The 15,490-nt window shown below is 67.6% G+C and carries 20 protein-coding genes; 8 read left to right on the top strand and 12 right to left on the bottom strand.

Features of this window, described 5'->3' with window-relative positions; all coding sequences use genetic code 11:
• The first annotated feature begins 5 nt into the window (after positions 1-5).
• Both J2753_RS05630 and J2753_RS05625 read left to right on the top strand, forming a co-directional pair.
• Positions 6-602, top strand: coding sequence for a TetR/AcrR family transcriptional regulator (locus tag J2753_RS05630; protein ID WP_209490949.1), 597 nt, complete (start codon positions 6-8; stop codon positions 600-602).
• Positions 599-2,113 (top strand): MATE family efflux transporter, encoded by a 1,515-nt coding sequence (locus J2753_RS05625; RefSeq protein WP_209490948.1) that lies wholly within the window; start codon positions 599-601, stop codon positions 2,111-2,113. The genes J2753_RS05630 and J2753_RS05625 overlap by 4 nt, the downstream gene beginning before the upstream one ends.
• A 51-nt stretch (positions 2,114-2,164) precedes the next feature.
• On the opposite strand, the gene J2753_RS05620 is transcribed toward J2753_RS05625, so the two are convergent.
• Complete coding sequence (locus J2753_RS05620; protein WP_209490947.1) at positions 2,165-2,410, bottom strand: hypothetical protein; 246 nt, start codon at positions 2,408-2,410, stop codon at positions 2,165-2,167.
• Positions 2,411-2,574: 164 nt separating this feature from the next.
• Here J2753_RS05620 and J2753_RS05615 point away from each other — a divergent pair, with 164 nt between their 5' ends.
• The gene (locus J2753_RS05615; RefSeq protein ID WP_209490946.1) at positions 2,575-3,150 is read left to right on the top strand and encodes a hypothetical protein; all 576 of its coding nucleotides are present in this window, start codon (positions 2,575-2,577) and stop codon (positions 3,148-3,150) included.
• Between the two features lie 35 nt (positions 3,151-3,185).
• On the opposite strand, the gene J2753_RS05610 is transcribed toward J2753_RS05615, so the two are convergent.
• The 3 genes from J2753_RS05610 to J2753_RS05600 all read right to left on the bottom strand — a co-directional run bounded on the left by J2753_RS05610 (position 3,186) and on the right by J2753_RS05600 (position 5,211).
• Entirely contained in the window at positions 3,186-3,488 is a 303-nt protein-coding gene (locus tag J2753_RS05610; protein ID WP_209490945.1) for a cupin domain-containing protein, read from the bottom strand.
• A 66-nt stretch (positions 3,489-3,554) separates the two neighbouring features.
• Positions 3,555-4,889 carry a hypothetical protein gene (locus tag J2753_RS05605; RefSeq protein ID WP_209490944.1) on the bottom strand — a complete coding sequence of 445 codons (1,335 nt, stop codon included), beginning with the start codon at positions 4,887-4,889 and terminating at the stop codon, positions 3,555-3,557.
• An 88-nt stretch (positions 4,890-4,977) separates the two neighbouring features.
• Entirely contained in the window at positions 4,978-5,211 is a 234-nt protein-coding gene (locus tag J2753_RS05600; protein WP_209490943.1) for a DUF2249 domain-containing protein, read from the bottom strand.
• Positions 5,212-5,571: 360 nt separating this feature from the next.
• On the opposite strand from J2753_RS05600, the gene J2753_RS05595 reads away from it, so the two are divergent.
• The 3 genes from J2753_RS05595 (at position 5,572) to J2753_RS05585 (ending at position 7,281) form a co-directional block, all read left to right on the top strand.
• Positions 5,572-5,946: an ArsR/SmtB family transcription factor gene (locus J2753_RS05595; RefSeq protein WP_209491202.1), complete on the top strand. Its 375-nt coding sequence runs from the start codon at positions 5,572-5,574 to the stop codon at positions 5,944-5,946.
• Positions 5,943-6,221 carry a DUF7521 family protein gene (locus tag J2753_RS05590; RefSeq protein WP_209490942.1) on the top strand — a complete coding sequence of 93 codons (279 nt, stop codon included), beginning with the start codon at positions 5,943-5,945 and terminating at the stop codon, positions 6,219-6,221. The genes J2753_RS05595 and J2753_RS05590 overlap by 4 nt, the downstream gene beginning before the upstream one ends.
• A gap of 271 nt (positions 6,222-6,492) precedes the next feature.
• Entirely contained in the window at positions 6,493-7,281 is a 789-nt protein-coding gene (locus tag J2753_RS05585; RefSeq protein WP_209490941.1) for an NAD+ synthase, read from the top strand.
• Positions 7,282-7,313: 32 nt separating this feature from the next.
• On the opposite strand, the gene J2753_RS05580 is transcribed toward J2753_RS05585, so the two are convergent.
• From J2753_RS05580 to J2753_RS05550, 7 genes are all read right to left on the bottom strand, one after another.
• Complete coding sequence (locus J2753_RS05580; RefSeq protein ID WP_209490940.1) at positions 7,314-8,192, bottom strand: ABC transporter permease; 879 nt, start codon at positions 8,190-8,192, stop codon at positions 7,314-7,316.
• The gene (locus tag J2753_RS05575) at positions 8,189-8,956 is read right to left on the bottom strand and encodes an ABC transporter ATP-binding protein (RefSeq protein WP_209490939.1); all 768 of its coding nucleotides are present in this window, start codon (positions 8,954-8,956) and stop codon (positions 8,189-8,191) included. The genes J2753_RS05580 and J2753_RS05575 overlap by 4 nt, the downstream gene beginning before the upstream one ends.
• Positions 8,934-10,319, bottom strand: coding sequence for a nitrous oxide reductase family maturation protein NosD (gene nosD, locus J2753_RS05570; RefSeq protein ID WP_209490938.1), 1,386 nt, complete (start codon positions 10,317-10,319; stop codon positions 8,934-8,936). Before nosD ends, J2753_RS05575 begins: the two co-directional genes overlap by 23 nt.
• Complete coding sequence (locus tag J2753_RS05565) at positions 10,319-11,041, bottom strand: hypothetical protein (protein ID WP_209490937.1); 723 nt, start codon at positions 11,039-11,041, stop codon at positions 10,319-10,321. The genes nosD and J2753_RS05565 overlap by 1 nt, the downstream gene beginning before the upstream one ends.
• A gap of 4 nt (positions 11,042-11,045) precedes the next feature.
• The gene (nosZ, locus tag J2753_RS05560) at positions 11,046-13,064 is read right to left on the bottom strand and encodes a TAT-dependent nitrous-oxide reductase (RefSeq protein WP_209490936.1); all 2,019 of its coding nucleotides are present in this window, start codon (positions 13,062-13,064) and stop codon (positions 11,046-11,048) included.
• Position 13,065: 1 nt separating this feature from the next.
• The gene (locus J2753_RS05555; protein WP_209490935.1) at positions 13,066-13,563 is read right to left on the bottom strand and encodes a plastocyanin/azurin family copper-binding protein; all 498 of its coding nucleotides are present in this window, start codon (positions 13,561-13,563) and stop codon (positions 13,066-13,068) included.
• A 214-nt stretch (positions 13,564-13,777) separates the two neighbouring features.
• Positions 13,778-14,440: a helix-turn-helix domain-containing protein gene (locus J2753_RS05550; RefSeq protein ID WP_209490934.1), complete on the bottom strand. Its 663-nt coding sequence runs from the start codon at positions 14,438-14,440 to the stop codon at positions 13,778-13,780.
• A gap of 116 nt (positions 14,441-14,556) precedes the next feature.
• Here J2753_RS05550 and J2753_RS05545 point away from each other — a divergent pair, with 116 nt between their 5' ends.
• Positions 14,557-14,772 carry a DUF2249 domain-containing protein gene (locus tag J2753_RS05545; protein WP_209490933.1) on the top strand — a complete coding sequence of 72 codons (216 nt, stop codon included), beginning with the start codon at positions 14,557-14,559 and terminating at the stop codon, positions 14,770-14,772.
• An 11-nt stretch (positions 14,773-14,783) separates the two neighbouring features.
• Here the strand turns inward: J2753_RS05545 and J2753_RS05540 are convergent, their stop codons facing one another.
• On the bottom strand, positions 14,784-15,056 hold the full coding sequence (locus J2753_RS05540; RefSeq protein ID WP_209490932.1) for a DUF2249 domain-containing protein: 273 nt from the start codon (positions 15,054-15,056) through the stop codon (positions 14,784-14,786).
• Between the two features lie 223 nt (positions 15,057-15,279).
• On the opposite strand from J2753_RS05540, the gene J2753_RS05535 reads away from it, so the two are divergent.
• Entirely contained in the window at positions 15,280-15,474 is a 195-nt protein-coding gene (locus J2753_RS05535) for a hypothetical protein (RefSeq protein ID WP_209490931.1), read from the top strand.
• The last annotated feature ends 16 nt before the right edge of the window (positions 15,475-15,490 follow it).

Here is a 15,490-nt window from a genome sequence, read left to right as displayed (position 1 = left end):
TCAGAATGAGTACGGACGATCCTGTGAGCGACATCACGGCCGGCACCTATCGTGCGCTCTGCAAGCACGGCTACGCCGACGTGACGATGGAGGATATCGCCGCGGAGACGGACAAGAGCAAGTCCGCGCTCCACTATCACTACGACAGCAAACACGATCTGCTGGTCTCGTTTTTCGACGGTCTGCTGGAGAGTTTCACCGACCGCCTCGACGCCGTGGAGGGGGAGACGGCTCACGACCGCCTGCTCGACCTCATCGACACGGTGCTGATGCCGCCGGACGACGATACGCCTGATAAGGGGTTCCAGACGGCCGTGTTGGAGATCAAAGCCCAGGGCCCCTACGACGACGCGTTCCGCCGGCACCTACAGGAACACGACCGCACGCTGCGTGAATACGTCGAGACCCATCTTGCCGACGGCGTCGACTCCGGGGAGTTCCGGTCCGACCTCGACGTCGAGGCGTCCGCGGACTTTCTGGTGACCGTGTTCAACGGCGCCCAAACCCGTAGCGTGGCGGTTGGTCGGCCAGTCGAGGAGACCCGCGAGACGCTCGCGGCACACATCGACTCGATGATCGTCGCCGACGGGGGTGCGGAGTGAGCCTCCGCGACCGACTCGCCGGCCTCCGCCGCCTGTTCGCACGGGCGTTCAACCAGGAGGAACTCGACCTGACCGAGGGCGGGATCGGGAAGCCGCTGTTCGTCCTCGCGATCCCCATCGTCATCACGAACCTGTTCCAGACCGCCTACAACCTCGCGGACACGTTCTGGGTCGGGCGCTACAGCACCGACGCGCTGGCGGCGATCAGTTTCGCGTTCCCGATGGTGTTCCTGCTCATCTCCATCGGTCTGGGGCTCTCGGTGGCGGGCAGCGTGATGGTCGCCCAGAACATCGGCGCCGGCGACGAGCGCGAGGCCGAGTACGCCGCCTCCCAGACCATCTCGTTTGCGGTCGTGAGTTCGCTGATCCTCGGCGGCGTGGGCTATCTGGTCGTGGACTGGCTGATGGCCATCTACGGCGCCTCGCCCAGCGTGAAGCCGCTGGCCGTCAACTACATGGAGGTCATCTCGCTGGGGCTGGTGTTCATGTTCGGCTTCATCATGTTCATCTCGCTGATGCGGGGCGCGGGCGACACGGTGACGCCGATGGTCGTGATGTTCGTCTCGGTGGTCATCAACATCCTGCTGGACCCGTTCCTCATCTTCGGGTTCGTCGACAACCCCCTGTTCAGTATCGTCGGGATGAGCGGGCTCGAACAGCAGTTGTTCCAGCTCACGGGTTACACCGGTGACGGCCTGCGGGGTGCCGCCATCGCGACCATCTTCGCGCGAGCGCTCGCGTTCTTCATCGGCATCGGGATCATGCTCCGCGGGAATCAGGGCGTCAAGATCCGCGTTGCCGACATGGCGCCGGACCTCGATTTCGCCCGGCGCATCCTCAAAATCGGCGTCCCGGCCTCCGTCGAGGGCGTCGGCCGCGCGCTCTCGGTGAACCTCCTGTTGATCGTCGTCGGCCTGTTCGCGACGCCCGTCGTGTCGGCGTACGGTATCGGGACCCGCGTACTCTCGGTGGTGTTCATGCCCGCCATCGCGATGGCCCGCAGCGTCGAGACGATGAGCGGCCAGAACATCGGCGCCGACAAGCCCGACCGCGCGGCCGCGACCACGGCGTTCGCCGGCAAGGCGTCGTTGCTGATCCTCTCGGCAGTCGGCGTCATCGCGTTCGTGTTCGCCGAACCCATCGTCTCCGTCTTCGTCGGCGCCGATCAGGAGAACGCCGCTCGGGTGGTCGAAGTCGGCGCGCAGTTCATGCGGTTCGTGGCGCCGACGTTCGGCTTCATGGGGATCATGCGCGCCTACAACGGGAGCTTCCGCGGTGCGGGGAAGACTGCCACCGCCGCGGTCATCTCGGTGGGCACGCTGATGGTGTTCCGCCTGCCCATTGCGTGGCTCGGCTCCCAGACGTTCTCGCTGGGGCCGAACGGCCTCTGGCTCTCCTTCGCCGCCTCGAACGTGTTCGGCGCCGCGCTCGCGTACGCGTGGTACCAACGCGGGACGTGGCGCGAGGTCGACCTCGACCGAACGCCGGGGCCCGCGCCGGGTGACGATTGACTACCCGTCGTCGCCACTCGCCGTTTTCGCGAACCGTGAGAGAGAGGACCGTTACCGGACGATGCGACAGCTGTCGCCGCTGCGGTCCACGTAGTCGGCCTCCTGCAGCGAGCGCAGCGTCGGGAGCAGTTCGATCAGCTTCAGGTCCAGCGCGTCGGCGATCCCGTCGACGGTCGCCTCGACGACCGACGAGAGGTAGACGTACACGAGTTTCCCGGCCGTCGAGTCGACGTCTTCCGGGGGTTCGGTGCTGAGACTGGCTGCCGAGTCCGCCTGGGTCGGCTGCGTCTGCGTCATTGAGTACGACCATGAGTTCGACGGTCGTAAATGTTCCCTACAACAATCGTCGAAACCTCGCCGGGGGCGAACGCCGCAACGGCCAGTTCTGCGGGACGCCGGTTTCCCGCCCTCCGCAGATGTTCGGGGGTATGCGTAGGGTGACGGCTGTTCTACCACCGTGTATGCCCGGCATCCCCTCACCCTTCGGCGGCGGCGACGGCCCGGAGACGTTCGACGAGGACGACGCGTTCGTCCCCGACCATCTCCCGGTCCCGGGGAAGTTCCTCGATGGGCACGAGGTGCTCGCCGGCGACGACCACGTGGCGGTCCACCAGACGGCCCGTGATCTGTTCGAGGAGCGTGGGGTGTACGACATGACGTTCGACTACAACCTCGCGCGGCTGAACCTCGATACGCGCCATACCGGTGCCGGGTTCCGGTACGCAGAGGAGGTCGGCGACGACGCCGTACTGCGCGCGGAGTTCTCCCCGACGACGGCGTTCTGCCCACAGACCCATACCCTCACCATCGGCGCGTTCCGGGCGTGGAACGGGCTCTCGGAGTGCCACGACTACGATCTCGTGCGCATCCGCACGGTCGAGAGCCACCACCAGAGCGACTCGGTCAACGAGGAGCTCCAGTCGCTGGAAGCGGAGTACCAGGAGACAGGGACAGTCCCCGGCCAGCCCGACGATGCCCCCGGGGAGGCAGTGACCGACGCCATCGACTCGCCGGCTGGGCCGGACGCGCCGTTCTGACCGCCGGTCCACGGAGAACCCGGACCGGCACGACGCTACTCCGTCGCCGGCGCGAAGACGAGCAGTGCCGTACTGTGCTCGACTGCCTGCGGCGAGATCTCTCGCTCGCCGCTGAACCGGGCGACCTCCCCGGGTGTGAGTTCGTACGCCTCGTCGTCGAGAGCGAGTTCGAGATGGCCGCTGAGGAGATGCAGGACGATGTTCGTTCCGGGGTGGGTATGTGCCGGGACGCCGTCGCCGGCGTCGAGTTCGAGCCGAACGGTTCGAGGTTGGCGCTCCGCGAACACCTCGGCGTGAGGGCTGTCAGTCAGGTCGTCGATGGCGGTGATTTCTGGCATCGCGTCCGACTCCGTCCGGTTCGTCCCCGAGGGTTCGGCCGAAGACGTTCGCCCACCGGCAGGCGGCTAGTCGGTCTGGGTCTCGGTTCGACCGCCGACGAGCACCGCCGTCAGCGACTGGGGACTGTGCTCGCGGACGACGCCCGCGATGTTCAGGATGAACAGCGCCGTCCCGAGGAGCGTGAGGCCGCCCCCCGACGCTGAAACGACCGACGGGAGCCCGAACAGATCGGCGGCGACGAGGAGCGCCGATCCGCCGAGGAAGCACGCGAAATCCGCGGCGGCGATCCGGTCGTCGTACAGGTCGTCGACCATCGGCACCGGCTCGTAGCCCAGCAGGTCGCTGTAGCGGTGGACCCAGACGATGAACGGGACGACGTGATACAGCGTGCCGAGGACGACGAAGCCCACGACACCCAGCAGTAGCAGGTGGCTCGTTCCCGGCGCGCCGAACAGCGCTGCGGAAGCGAGTGGATCCGTGAGCCACGCCGGGACGGCGAGCACGGCCCAGAGCGCCAGCGCCGCCGTCACGACGACGTACCGGGAGAGCATCGGCGTCCAGTCGACCTGTGTCTCCCGGAGGCGGCGACCGAGGACGACGGCGAACGCGAGGAGGGCGGCGAGAACCAGCACCGCGCCGACACGGGCAAGCAGCGCCGCGTCGAGCAGCCGACCAGTCGCGAGCAGCAGGACCCCGACGGGGTAGCCGAGCTCCTCAACGCGGCGGAGCGGCACGTCGACGCCGTGGAGGTCGGTCTGGGTGAACATCGTCGCCAACTGGTAGAGTGCGCCCAGAACGGTCGTGAGCACGGCGCCGAACACCGCGACGGTCGCGTGCGCCTGCACGACCCCCGGGCGCGTGACCGGAAGCGACGCGAGTATTGGGCGGGAGAAGTCGACGGCAAGCAAGATCCCCAACAGCGTCGTGAAAACGAAAAAGCCCAGCGCGAGCGCGAAGTGGCGCTCGGTCACGTCGAGGGCAGCCTTGGCAGCCAGCGTCCGGCCGATGTTGTAGACGAACAGCCAGAAGCCCAGCAGCATCAGCGCGCCGAAGCCGGGCAGTAGCGCCAGTTCGGCCGCGAGCAGGCTCCCAGCGAAGCCGAGCAGGCCGGCGGCGACGAGCCACAGTTGCGCGGCCGCGAGGCGGGTCGAGTGGAGTTCGACGCCCGACCAGACAGGGACGAACTGGGTCATCGCGCCCATGATGGTGACACAGACCCAGCCAACGAGCAGGAGGTGGACGTGTGCGAGCGAGAGGAAGCCGAACGTGGAGTCGAGGGCGACGCCAACGCCCGCCAGCACGCCGAACAGCAAGAAGAGATTCGCCACGAGGAAATGCCGGAGCGGCACCGTCATCGGCGGCTGCTGGCCGGCGTCGACGTCTGCCGGGATGGCGCTCATAGGCGAAGAACGGGGTTCCAACGGCCTGCCAGTACCTCCGAACACGTTCGGTGGGTGGCTTCGCCGACCCCAACGGCGACCCGGCGGGCTACTGCTTGGGGAACCGCGCCCGGTACTCGTTCGGGCCGCGCTGTTCGACCTCGTAGCCGTCGGCGTCGAACGCGTCGACTTCGGCCTGCATCTCGTAGAACAGGGGTTTGGGCTCGTGATCGTTGACCAGCACCAGCGCGTCGCCGCTGTCGAGCGCTTCGAACTCCGCGTGGATCTTCGGGTGGCGGTCCGACGGCGGCACGTCCCGAACGTCGATTGTCGTTTCGGACATCACTCTTCCTCCGTTCTCCCGCCACCAGAGGGTTGGTCCGAACACGTTCGCCCGGGTCGGCTGTGGCTCCGTTCGAAGGTATGCCGAACGTGTTCGGCAATACCGATTGGTTGGTCAGCCCAGTAGGAACAGCCATCGATCCATGCTACGGACCATACTCCCCCATCTCACCCGCGGTTCGGCGGAACCGAACGGGGCGCGCGGGCGACCACTCCCAGCGAGTGATCGGAGCGCGAACCGTGCCGCCGGCGTCGAGGAAGCCGTCGATGGAGACAGTGTCGCTTGACCGACCCGCCGACAGATCCCCGTCAGATGACTGGCCACCTACCTCACACCGCGAACCGTGCCGAGACAGCGACGATGGAGCGTGACCCGATCACGTCCGAGGCGCCGACGCTGCAGGACGTCCTCGACGCGCTGGACGACCCGGACTGTCGGTCGATGCTCAAACGCCTCGACACGCCGATGGCGGCCAAAGAGCTGTCGGAGGCGTGTGAGATCCCGCAGTCGACGACGTACCGAAAGCTGGACCTGCTCAGCGAGGCCGCGCTGGTCGAAGAGCGCACCGAGATCCGGAGGGATGGCCGGCACACGACCCGGTACGTCGCCAACTTCGACGAGATCAGGCTCTCGCTGACCGACGAGCAGTCCCTCGACATCTCGATCAGCCGCGAGCAGTCCGCGCCCGAACAGCGCCTCTCGGAGCTCTGGTCGGAGGTGCGAAGCGAAACATGAACGCGACCATCGCGACGGCCGTGATGGCCCTGAAGAGCCTCACCCTCGTGCTCGGGGGGTCGATCACGTTCTACGCCTACAAAGCGTACCGCTCCAACGGGTCGCCCGCGCTGCGGGCGCTCGCGCTGGGGTTCGGCGCCGTCACGCTGGGTGCGCTGGTGGCGGGCATCGTCGACCAGCTCCTGCCGCTCAACCCGGACCTCGCGTTCATCGTCGAGAGCGCGTTCACCACGATAGGTTTCGGCGTGATCCTCTACTCGCTACACGTGGAGTGAGCGCTCGGATCCGCCGACAGGAGCGTTCGGGCGCCGTCGACGTTCACGATTCGTCGTGAAGCGCCGTCCGAGGGGTGGGTACGCAGCACGGCACTCCCCCCGACTCTCTTGAGGGAAGCCGCCGAACGGCGGGACGTGAGCCGTGGCGGGAGCTCGTCCCCCGACTGCTGTACCGAAGCGTTCGCCGAGATGACCGAGGTGTCCGGGAGGCGGGAGAATCGGGGGGACGTAGGCCCACACCCTTTTCGCGCCGGAGGTTACATTCTCACTCATGAGCGGGACGCCGACGCACGTTGACCCGACGGCGGCCGTCGAAGCGGCGGGGTCGTGGCTCGACGACTACCTCACGGACGCCGGCGCCGACGGCTACGTGCTGGGCATCTCGGGCGGACTCGACTCGACAGTCGCCGCTCACCTCGCCGTCGAGTACGTCGGGGCGGACCAACTCACCGGCATCGTGATGCCGGGGGAGCCGAGCGACCCGGAGCACATGGACGACGCCCGACAGCTCTGTTCGGACCTCGGTATCGACTGGTACGAGGTCGACATCTCGCCGTTCGTCTCGTGGGTCGACGACGCGCTGCCGCCCGACCTCGGGAAGAAAGATCTCGGAAACGTGCGCGCCCGGGCCCGGATGGTGCTGTGGTACGCGGAGGCCAACGCCAACGACGAACTGGTCATCGGCGCCGACAACCGCTCTGAGTTTCTGCTCGGCTACTTCACCAAGTACGGCGACGCCGCCACCGACGTGGCGCCGCTGGGCGACCTCTACAAGACCGAAGTCGTCGAGATCGCTCGGGAACTCGGCGTCGGCGAGAAGTTCATCGAGAAGACCCCGACTGCGGGGCTCTGGGAGGGACAGACGGACGTAGCGGAGATCGGCACCACTTACGACATCGTCGACGCCGCCCTCAATCACCTCGTCGACCGTGACCACAGCGTCGGCGAGACGGTCGCTGCGACCGGCATCGACGAGGCGACCGTCGAGCGACTCGCCGACCTCCACCGCACCAGCGAGCACAAACGCGAACGGCCGCCGACGCCGGGCATTCGGTTCTGATCGCTCACAGCCCGTCTTCGCGGGCTCGACCGTCAGACGCTCCGCCGCGCCACGAGCCGACTCGAGAGCCACACCGGGCTGACGATCCAGACCACCAGCGCGCCGACGAGCACCGGCGTCGTCAGCCCGGAGCCGACCAGCACGTCGGCCATCCCACCGGTCACAGTCGGCACGGCTTGGAGCGCCAGCACCCGGAACACGGTAACGGGGTTGGCGAGCACGAACACGGGCAGCCAGTCCGGGCCCACGACATCGGCGGCGATGAGGCCGACCGAGACGAGGTCGTGGACCAGCGCGAGCCAGACCCACAGCAGCAGCGTCCCGCCGAGGGCGTGGGTCTTCTCTGCCGCCAACGTCGAGACGAGCAGCGACAGCGCGAGGAACGCCCCGCCGCCGAGGACGGCGGCACCGACGAGACCGAGATAGGCGGCCGTGAGCCGACCCGTGCTCGCCAGCCAGAGTCCGCCGATGCCGAACCCGGCGACGACGGCGCCGGCGAACACTGCCAGCCGGCCGACGTAGGTGCCGACGACGACCCGACTCCGCGGGACCGGGAGCGCGAACAGCACGCCCAGCCAGCCGGCCTCGTCGTTGCCGACGATGGCGTCGTAGCCGTACACCAGCGCCACCAGCGGCAACAGCAGCGCCGAGAGTTCGACGAGACTCACGACGACGGCGTCGCTGCGGACGACGCCACCCTGGCCGCCGAGTGCGACCACGAGCACCGCGAGCGACGCGAACAGCCCCGTCAGCGCGAACGCCCAGCGGTTCCGGATCGAGAGCGCGTACTCCAGTCTGGTGACGGTGCCCACCTGCTGTAGCGCGGAGCCGTCGCGGCCTCGGGTCGGCAGGCGAACCGCCGTCTCGTCGGCGACGCCGCCGTCCGTTTCCGGGGATTCTGAATCGGTCATCGTTGCACCTCCGGGGTCGCTCGTGGCTCACGACCCTCTGCATCGGCGATTAGCGACCTGAACGCGGGCTCCAGATCACCGCTTTCGCCCATCTCGCGGAGGTCGTCGACGGCGCCGCTGAACCGGAGATTTCCTTGGTGAAGCACCGCCACGTCGTCACAGAGCGCTTCGACCTCCGCGAGCACGTGGGTCGTGATGACGACCGTGAGGTCCGCCTCCTCGCGCAGGCGCTCGAGGATGCGGTGGAACTCCGCGACGCCCAGCGGGTCGAGGCCCGCTGTGGGTTCGTCCAGCAGCAGGAGCGTGGGTCGCGCGAGCAGTGCCGACGCGAGCGCGAGCCGTCGGTTCATCCCGTTGGAGTAGCCGCCGACCCGGCGGTCCGCTGCGTCATCGAGGCCGACGGTCCCGAGCGCGGCGGCGACTCTGTCGGCGCGCTCTGCCCTTGGAACCCCACGGATGCGGGCCTGATAGTCGAGCACCTCTCGCCCTGTGAGCGCCGGCGGGAAGCCGGCGTCCTCGGGGACGTAGCCGACAGCCTCGCGGAGTTCGTGGCCGGCGTCGGTCACGTCCCGGCCGCCGACGGTCACGTTGCCGGAGTCGGGGGTGAGGTGGCCCACGAGCATTCTGAACAGTGTGGACTTTCCGGCGCCGTTGGTGCCGAGGAGGCCGAACGTCGTCCCCGCCTCGACCGACAGGCTCACGCCGTCGAGCGCGACCACGTCGCCGTAGCGTTTCGTCAGATCAGTCGTCTGTATCGCGTTCATAGTGGTGCCTCCAGTCGTGTGGGGAGCGTTCGAGCGGGTGGTAGTCGACGATGCCCGGCGCGTCGACGACGGGGAGGGTCTGTTCGGCCTTCCCCAGCGCGCGGAACGCGGGGCTGTTCGTGAACACCGCCGCAGCAGGGTTCTCCCGGACGAGCTTTTCGACCAGTCCGGACGGTCGGTGGCGGAGTTCGCTCACGCCGTCGTCGTCCAGATCGGCGGTGTTGGCGTCGCTCCAGTAGTTCCCGCCGTCGCTGTCGTTCCAGACGTGGAGGTCGCTCGTGACGGCCTGTACGTGTCTGGCGTTGCCGACGAAGCTGTTGCCGACGACGCGTTCCTCCCGGGTACCGGCGGTGAGGTGGAAGCCGATCCGGTTGCCGAGCAGGAGGTTGTCCGTGATCTCGTTACCCACCGAGTTCAGCGAGTAGATGCCCCGCTGATTGCCGGCGATGGTGTTCCCGCGCACCGTCGAGTAGTCGATGCGCTTGAGCAGGATCCCGTGGCCGCTGGTGCCGGTGTTGTTCGCGGCGGTGTTGTTCACCACCGCGATCTCCTCCGAGAGCATCAGCGCGTAGCCGACGTCGTTGTCGACGGCGGTGTTGTTCACGAGCCGCGAGCTATCGGAGTACATGTAGTGGACGCCGTAGCGCAGGTCCCAGAGGGCGTTCCCACGCGCGGTCACCTCGGATGCCCAGGAGTAGTAGATGCCGTCCCTGGCGTCGGTGATACGGTTCTTCTCGACCAGCGTTCCCTCCGTCTTCCAGAGTTGGATCCCGTTGCCGCGGTAAGACCGCGGGATCACCTTCTCCCGGCCGACGATGGTGTTGTTCCGCAGGTGGGCGTCGTCGACGCCGTCGACCCAGATGCCGAACGTGATCTGGGTCACCCGGCTGTCTGTGACGGTGACGTTGGGCGCGTCGACCCAGATGCCGGCGTCGTTTGTCGAGGTGTCCAGCCCGGAGTTCCGGATCCAGAGGTCCCGGACCGTGACGTTCGAGCCGTTGATCGTGAGGACGTCGCCTTCGCCGCCGCCGTCGATCACGGCTTGGGCGTCGGGCGCGCTGGTGATGGTTACCCCGGAGGTGTTCACCGTCACGCGCTCCTCGAACCGCCCGCGGAGGACGACTGTCTCGTCTGGATCGGCGGCGTCGACGGCACGCTGGACGGAGTCGAACGACTGGTCGCCGACGGTCGCGACGCCGGACTCGGTCACGGGGTCGAACGCGTAGTCGTCGGGCAGATCAGCGCCCGCGTCGGGCGTCGGCGCCGCTTCTGCCGACGTGGGTGCGACCGTTACTCCCGCAAGTGCGGCCGCCAGCACCACCACGAGCACGACGAACCCGCGTTCGAGTCCGGCGGCGTCCATCAGCGAGTCACCCCATCACCGGAACTGAACCGGTCGCTGAGGCGGGCCGGGAGGCCCAGCATGATCCCGGGGAGGTCGCCGACCGTCGCCTGGGTGTCCCGAGCGAGCCACGCGACTACCAGCAGGCCGATGGCCACCGTCGTCAGGTACGCGCCGACGCCGAACCGGGAGTAGCTGGTGATGTTGGCCACGGCGTACTTCCCCCAGAGCGGCGGCGTGAACGGGTCGACACCCATCACCGGCGCGTCCGGGTCGAGCGTGTGGCCCGCCTGATACAGCCGGTACTGGATGTCCGCGAGCAGGACGCCGAACACGACTATCGAGCCGATCAGTTGGGCCGTGAGCCCGCGACGGAGCTTTCGCGCTGTGGGCGCGAGCGCGACGAACACGCCCGCGGCCGCGACGCCGACAAAGGCCAGCGGCCCGAGCGACCACTCGGGCACGTCGATGGCCTTCGGGTTGGGCTCGTAGTTCGGCGGCCAGAACACCGGGTCCGGGTAGTAGAACCCGATGTAGTGGTTCAGGCGGGCGATCTCGACGTAGTCGCCGCTGATGCGCGGATACGCGTACAGCCCCAGCGTCAGCGTCTCGCTGGGGTATTGGATCGCGTCCATCCGGATGTGCCACATCGGAAACAGCAGCGCCGCGACGAGCAGCGCGGCCGCTACCAGCGGCAGCAGCCGCCTGAGCTCGCCGAACTCGCTCCATCTCGGGCGTTGCATGGTCCTAGTCGGCCGGTTCGACGATCATTCGCGAGCGCATCTCCAGGTGGAGTGCGCTACAGAAGAACGTACAGTACGCCCAGTACACCCCGGGCTCGTCGGCGGTGAACGTGAACTGGCGCGTGTCCTGTGGCGCCAGCGCGAGGTTCACGTCGTACTCGGGGATGGCGAGGCCGTGGACGATGTCCTGTGACCCCTCGATGTTGGTGATGGTGAGCGTCACCTCGTCGCCCTCCTGGACGGTGAAGTCACGCAGGCCGTACTCGCTGCGCTTGACCGAGGCGTACACCTCGACGGTGGAGTCGTCGACGCGCTCGACGCGGGAGTTCTCCTCGGTGACGAACTCCTTTTCGCCCTCGTAGTCCGCGGGGTCCCACGTCCGCGCTGGCTCGATCTTGTCCTTGTGCGCGAAGATGGCGTCGTGGGGCTCCGGGTAGACGGGGTGGTCCGCGACCAGCTCCATCCCGCCGGTCTCGTCGTCTTTGTCGTTCCCGATGTAGATCAGCTGGTCGTTGTCCGGGAAAACCGGGCCGACCGGGAGGAAGCGGTCCTTTGAGAGCTTGTTGAGCGCGACCAGCCAGTCCCCCTGTGGCTCGGTCGACATCGCCTGCACCGCCTGAATGTGACCGGGGTTGTAGTGGACGTCGATCTTGCCGAGAATCGGCTCCTCGGAGCCCTTGTCGGCGGTGACGGCCTCCTCGATGTCCCACTTCACGACCTGCGAGTCGATGAACAGCGAGGTGTAGGCGTGCCCGCGGTCGTCGTAGGTGGTGTGCAGCGGGCCGAGACCGACTTTCGGCTGGCCGACGATGGTGTCGGCCGGGTCGTCGGCGGTCGCCAGCTTCTCGATGTCGATGATCGATACGGTCGGCGAGAGCTTCCCGGCGACCATCCCGTAGTTGCCGTCCGGCGTCACCTCGACGCAGTGGGGTGACTTCGGCGTCGGGATGTAGCGCACGATGGGGTTGTCGCCCTGATTGTTCGGGCTCGATTTCGTCCCGTCGATGACGGGGACGCCGTTGACCTCCTCGTACTCGCCGGCGTCGACGAGTTCCTGGATCGCGGGCACGTCGAACGCCTTCACGTCGTCCCGGTCGTCCCGGGTCATCTCCTCGACTTCGACGCCCTCCTCGTCGTTGTAGGACGAGGAGAGCACCCAGCGGCCGTCCTTGTCGGAGTCGACGATGTCGAGTTGGCCGTCGACCTCGACCTGCCAGAGCACGTCCATGCTGTCGGGATCGATGGCGGTGAACAGCGAGGCGTACTCGTCCGGGCTGTTCACGTCCCGGCCGTCGTTGGGGACCGGCGTCCGGAACTCGCTGTTGGCGAACACGTACTCCGTGTTCGGGCTCTGGATACAACAGCCGTGGACCGACTGGACGTTCGGGATGTCGACGATGGCGTCGGTCTCGAAGTAGGTGAGATTCACCCGCGCGACCCGGCCGTTGGCCTTGTCGTTGACGAAGATGTACTCCCCGTCGTACTTCCCGTCGGTCTCCGAGAGGCTCGGGTGGTGGGAGTCACCCCACGTGTAGCCGCCGGCCTCCTCGAGCATTTCGTCGGTCTCGTCGTCGTAGCCGTACCCCTTCGCGCCCTCGCGGTTGAACACGGGGATCCGGGTGAGTTGGCGCATCGACGGGATACCGTACACCCGGATGTCGCCGCCGTGGCCGCCCGACCAGAAGCCGTAGTACTCGTCGTGCTCCCCCGGCGGGACCTTGTGGTCGGGCACGTCGCCGCTGCTGCTCTCGGTGTCCGTGGTGGCGTTGCCGAACGCCCCGGTGCCCGCACAGCCAGCGAGGCCGCCGGCGACGCCGACGGCGGCGCCCGCCTTCATCACGTCGCGCCGCGTCACGCCGGAGCCGAGTCCGGGGAGATGTGACTCGGCCTCGGGGGCGTCTGCCCCCTCGACGTCGGCGAGCAGTTCGTTTAGCTGTGCCTCGTGCTCCTCGATCAGCGTCTCCGCGTCTTTCGGCTCGGTACGCCCCTCCTCGTCGGGGTTCTCGGGGTCAGTGGAGTTCATCTTAGATCACCCGCACGGTGCCGACCATCCCGTTCATCTCGTGGGGGATGCAGTAGTACTCGTACTCGCCGGTCGTCTCGAACGTGTGTTCGTACGTTTCGCCCTCGGTGATGTTCCCCTCGTCGGGGTAGGCGTCGACCGCAGCGTCCTCGCTGTCGAACCCGCCGGAGGCGAAGTACGTCGCGTCTTCTGGGATGTTGTCCTCGTAGGCGGTCACCGAGTGGCCGATGGTCCCGACGTTCTCCCAGGTGACCGTCGTCCCGGCCTCGACCTCGATCTGTTTGGGCGCGAACGCGAGTTCGTCGTTCATCTCGACGGTGTCGGTCTGCACCCAGTCGCCGTCGCCGCCACCGCCGGAGCTACTCGTCTCGGTCGGCGAATCCGTCGCGGGATCCGTCGACTCGCCGCCGCCACCGGAACTGCAGCCAGCGAGTCCGAGTCCGGTCCCCGTCGCCGCGATGCCGACCAGATACCGTCGGCGCGTTAGGTCGTCAGTCATTCTCCTACAGGTGCGCCTTGGGGGTGCCACCACTAGTACCGTCACGCGGTTTCCCACGGGGTCGGAACTGTCGAACACGTTCGGTCGGATCTTTATCCCCGTCCCCGGTGGGAACGGGACGGGCGTCCAGAGATAGTCGAAACTGGAGAGAAAACGGCCAGAACCCGGACGAACACTCGCCCCGAGCAGAACCGGCGGCGGCGCGCGCGGCCGACTACCCCTCGACGGCGGCCCGTGGCGCTTCCTCCAGCGCAGTGGCGGCGAACTCCTTCATCACGCGCTCCTCGGCCCGGTGGAGCGTCTCGCTCACCGTCGACTTTGCCAGTCCGACCGTGTCGGCCAGTTCGGTGAGCGAGCACCCGCGCGGCGTGTCGTAGTAGCCACACTCGATAGCCTCGCGGACGATGGACTGCTGGCGGTCGGTCAGCAGGTCGTCGGGGGTGGCGACGTCCTGCTGGAGGTAGTCGACGGTGTAGGTGACTCCCATCGCGGAGAGTTGATCGCCCAGTTCGGAGATGGTCTCCTGTGCGGCAGTGAGCGTCCACTCCGCCTGTCCCTCCCGGATCTCGAAGGGCATCTCCAGCGGGAGGCCCGACCCCTGTGCCGCGAAAAGGAGCAACGGGAGGTGGGTCCGGAACTGGACCAGACACTGGCCGTCGCCGCGCTGGAGCACCTCGACGGACTCGACCGACTCGTGGGCCCGGATGTCGGCGAGGACCGCCGCCGGGTCCGCGCAGGTGATTTCGGCGAGGCCGTCCCCGCTGTCGGCCCCAGCCATCGCCGCGAGGATCCGGATCTCGGCGTCGGGGTAGCGCCGGGTGATCTCTCCCGGCCACGTGCGCTCGGGAATCGTGAGCGTGAGTTTGGCTTCGGGCATGTCGCTACCTCATCGTTGCAGAGCCATAACCCAGACGGTGATCCCGAACATGTTCGTCATTTCGCCCCGAGCATGTTCGGCACAACTGCCACACCCGCGGCGGTGGACCCAGAAATATGGCCGAGAGAACTCTCGACGCCCGTGAGGTCGACGGCGAACCGTTCAGCCACATCGTGGGCGCACTGGAGGAGTTAGGGGAGTCCGAGACGCTGGTGTTGCTCAATAACTTCGAACCGGAACCACTCTACAACGTCCTCGACCGCCGCGGCTTCGACTACGAGACCGAACAGGTCGCCGCCGACGAGTGGCGCGTCGAAATCGAGCACGCCTGACCCCGGGAGCGCTACGGCTCCGGCACCCAGATCGCGGTGAGAACTGCGTCGTCGTCGACGCTCTCGTAGGCGTAGCCCCGGTCCTCGAGTTTGGGGTAGAGGTGTTGGGGCCGCCGGTCGTTCAACTGGACGAGAACGGTCTCCTCGTCCAGATCGGCGAGTCGTTCGAGCGTGTTCTGCAGGGGTTGGGGCGGCGGCAGGTCTCGCGCGTCGACCGTCGACTGTGGCCGACCGGTTGGGGCGTTCTGGAACTGGTCGTGGAGTTCGTAGTCGTCGCTGGGCATGCCTGAACGCAGGCCCTCTACCGGCGGGAGCGTTGTGCCGAACGAGTTCGGGAGGCTGGCTGTGACGGCGCCGCGACTGATCGGCGACGGCCGGAGACAGCGACGATGCCGACTCTCGCCGGAAGCCGACCGGAACACCACGACCGTCCACCCGTCCCGCGGTTCGCCTGCGCCAGAACCGAACGGAACCCTCCGGCGAGCCCTAATTGTGGCGGGGAGGCGAGTGGAAGTATGGCTCGCACGCCATCCACAGCGACGCGGAACCGACGAGGCACTGCGCGACGAACCAGCCGCCACTCACGAAGCCGCCACCCACGAACTAGCCGCCACCCACGCCGGCACGTCCGACGCGGCGCGCCCCCGGCGCGGCGTCGACGACGCTTACGGCCGGTCTCCCGCCGACCCCAGCGAGCAGTAGGGCGCGGGGGGACTCC

Source organism: Halolamina salifodinae, assembly GCF_017874235.1.
Lineage (GTDB): Archaea > Halobacteriota > Halobacteria > Halobacteriales > Haloferacaceae > Halolamina > Halolamina salifodinae.
The sequence above is the reverse complement of the archived record's forward strand: the minus strand, read 5'-3'. Positions and strand labels throughout refer to the sequence as shown.

Bases quoted from the DNA above. Each gene is read 5' to 3' on its own strand.
- J2753_RS05610 (WP_209490945.1), bottom strand. From the start codon at position 3,488: ATGCCAGAAATCACCGCCATCGACGACCTGACTGACAGCCCTCACGCC.
- J2753_RS05575 (WP_209490939.1), bottom strand. From the start codon at position 8,956: ATGAACGCGATACAGACGACTGATCTGACGAAACGCTACGGCGACGTG.
- J2753_RS05550 (WP_209490934.1), bottom strand. From the start codon at position 14,440: ATGCCCGAAGCCAAACTCACGCTCACGATTCCCGAGCGCACGTGGCCG.
- J2753_RS05585 (WP_209490941.1), top strand. From the start codon at position 6,493: ATGAGCGGGACGCCGACGCACGTTGACCCGACGGCGGCCGTCGAAGCG.
- J2753_RS05600 (WP_209490943.1), bottom strand. From the start codon at position 5,211: ATGTCCGAAACGACAATCGACGTTCGGGACGTGCCGCCGTCGGACCGC.
- J2753_RS05605 (WP_209490944.1), bottom strand. From the start codon at position 4,889: ATGAGCGCCATCCCGGCAGACGTCGACGCCGGCCAGCAGCCGCCGATG.
- nosD (WP_209490938.1), bottom strand. From the start codon at position 10,319: ATGGACGCCGCCGGACTCGAACGCGGGTTCGTCGTGCTCGTGGTGGTG.
- nosZ (WP_209490936.1), bottom strand. From the start codon at position 13,064: ATGAACTCCACTGACCCCGAGAACCCCGACGAGGAGGGGCGTACCGAG.
- J2753_RS05595 (WP_209491202.1), top strand. From the start codon at position 5,572: ATGGAGCGTGACCCGATCACGTCCGAGGCGCCGACGCTGCAGGACGTC.
- J2753_RS05555 (WP_209490935.1), bottom strand. From the start codon at position 13,563: ATGACTGACGACCTAACGCGCCGACGGTATCTGGTCGGCATCGCGGCG.
- J2753_RS05565 (WP_209490937.1), bottom strand. From the start codon at position 11,041: ATGCAACGCCCGAGATGGAGCGAGTTCGGCGAGCTCAGGCGGCTGCTG.
- J2753_RS05615 (WP_209490946.1), top strand. From the start codon at position 2,575: ATGCCCGGCATCCCCTCACCCTTCGGCGGCGGCGACGGCCCGGAGACG.
- J2753_RS05620 (WP_209490947.1), bottom strand. From the start codon at position 2,410: ATGACGCAGACGCAGCCGACCCAGGCGGACTCGGCAGCCAGTCTCAGC.
- J2753_RS05545 (WP_209490933.1), top strand. From the start codon at position 14,557: ATGGCCGAGAGAACTCTCGACGCCCGTGAGGTCGACGGCGAACCGTTC.
- J2753_RS05580 (WP_209490940.1), bottom strand. From the start codon at position 8,192: ATGACCGATTCAGAATCCCCGGAAACGGACGGCGGCGTCGCCGACGAG.
- J2753_RS05630 (WP_209490949.1), top strand. From the start codon at position 6: ATGAGTACGGACGATCCTGTGAGCGACATCACGGCCGGCACCTATCGT.
- J2753_RS05540 (WP_209490932.1), bottom strand. From the start codon at position 15,056: ATGCCCAGCGACGACTACGAACTCCACGACCAGTTCCAGAACGCCCCA.
- J2753_RS05590 (WP_209490942.1), top strand. From the start codon at position 5,943: ATGAACGCGACCATCGCGACGGCCGTGATGGCCCTGAAGAGCCTCACC.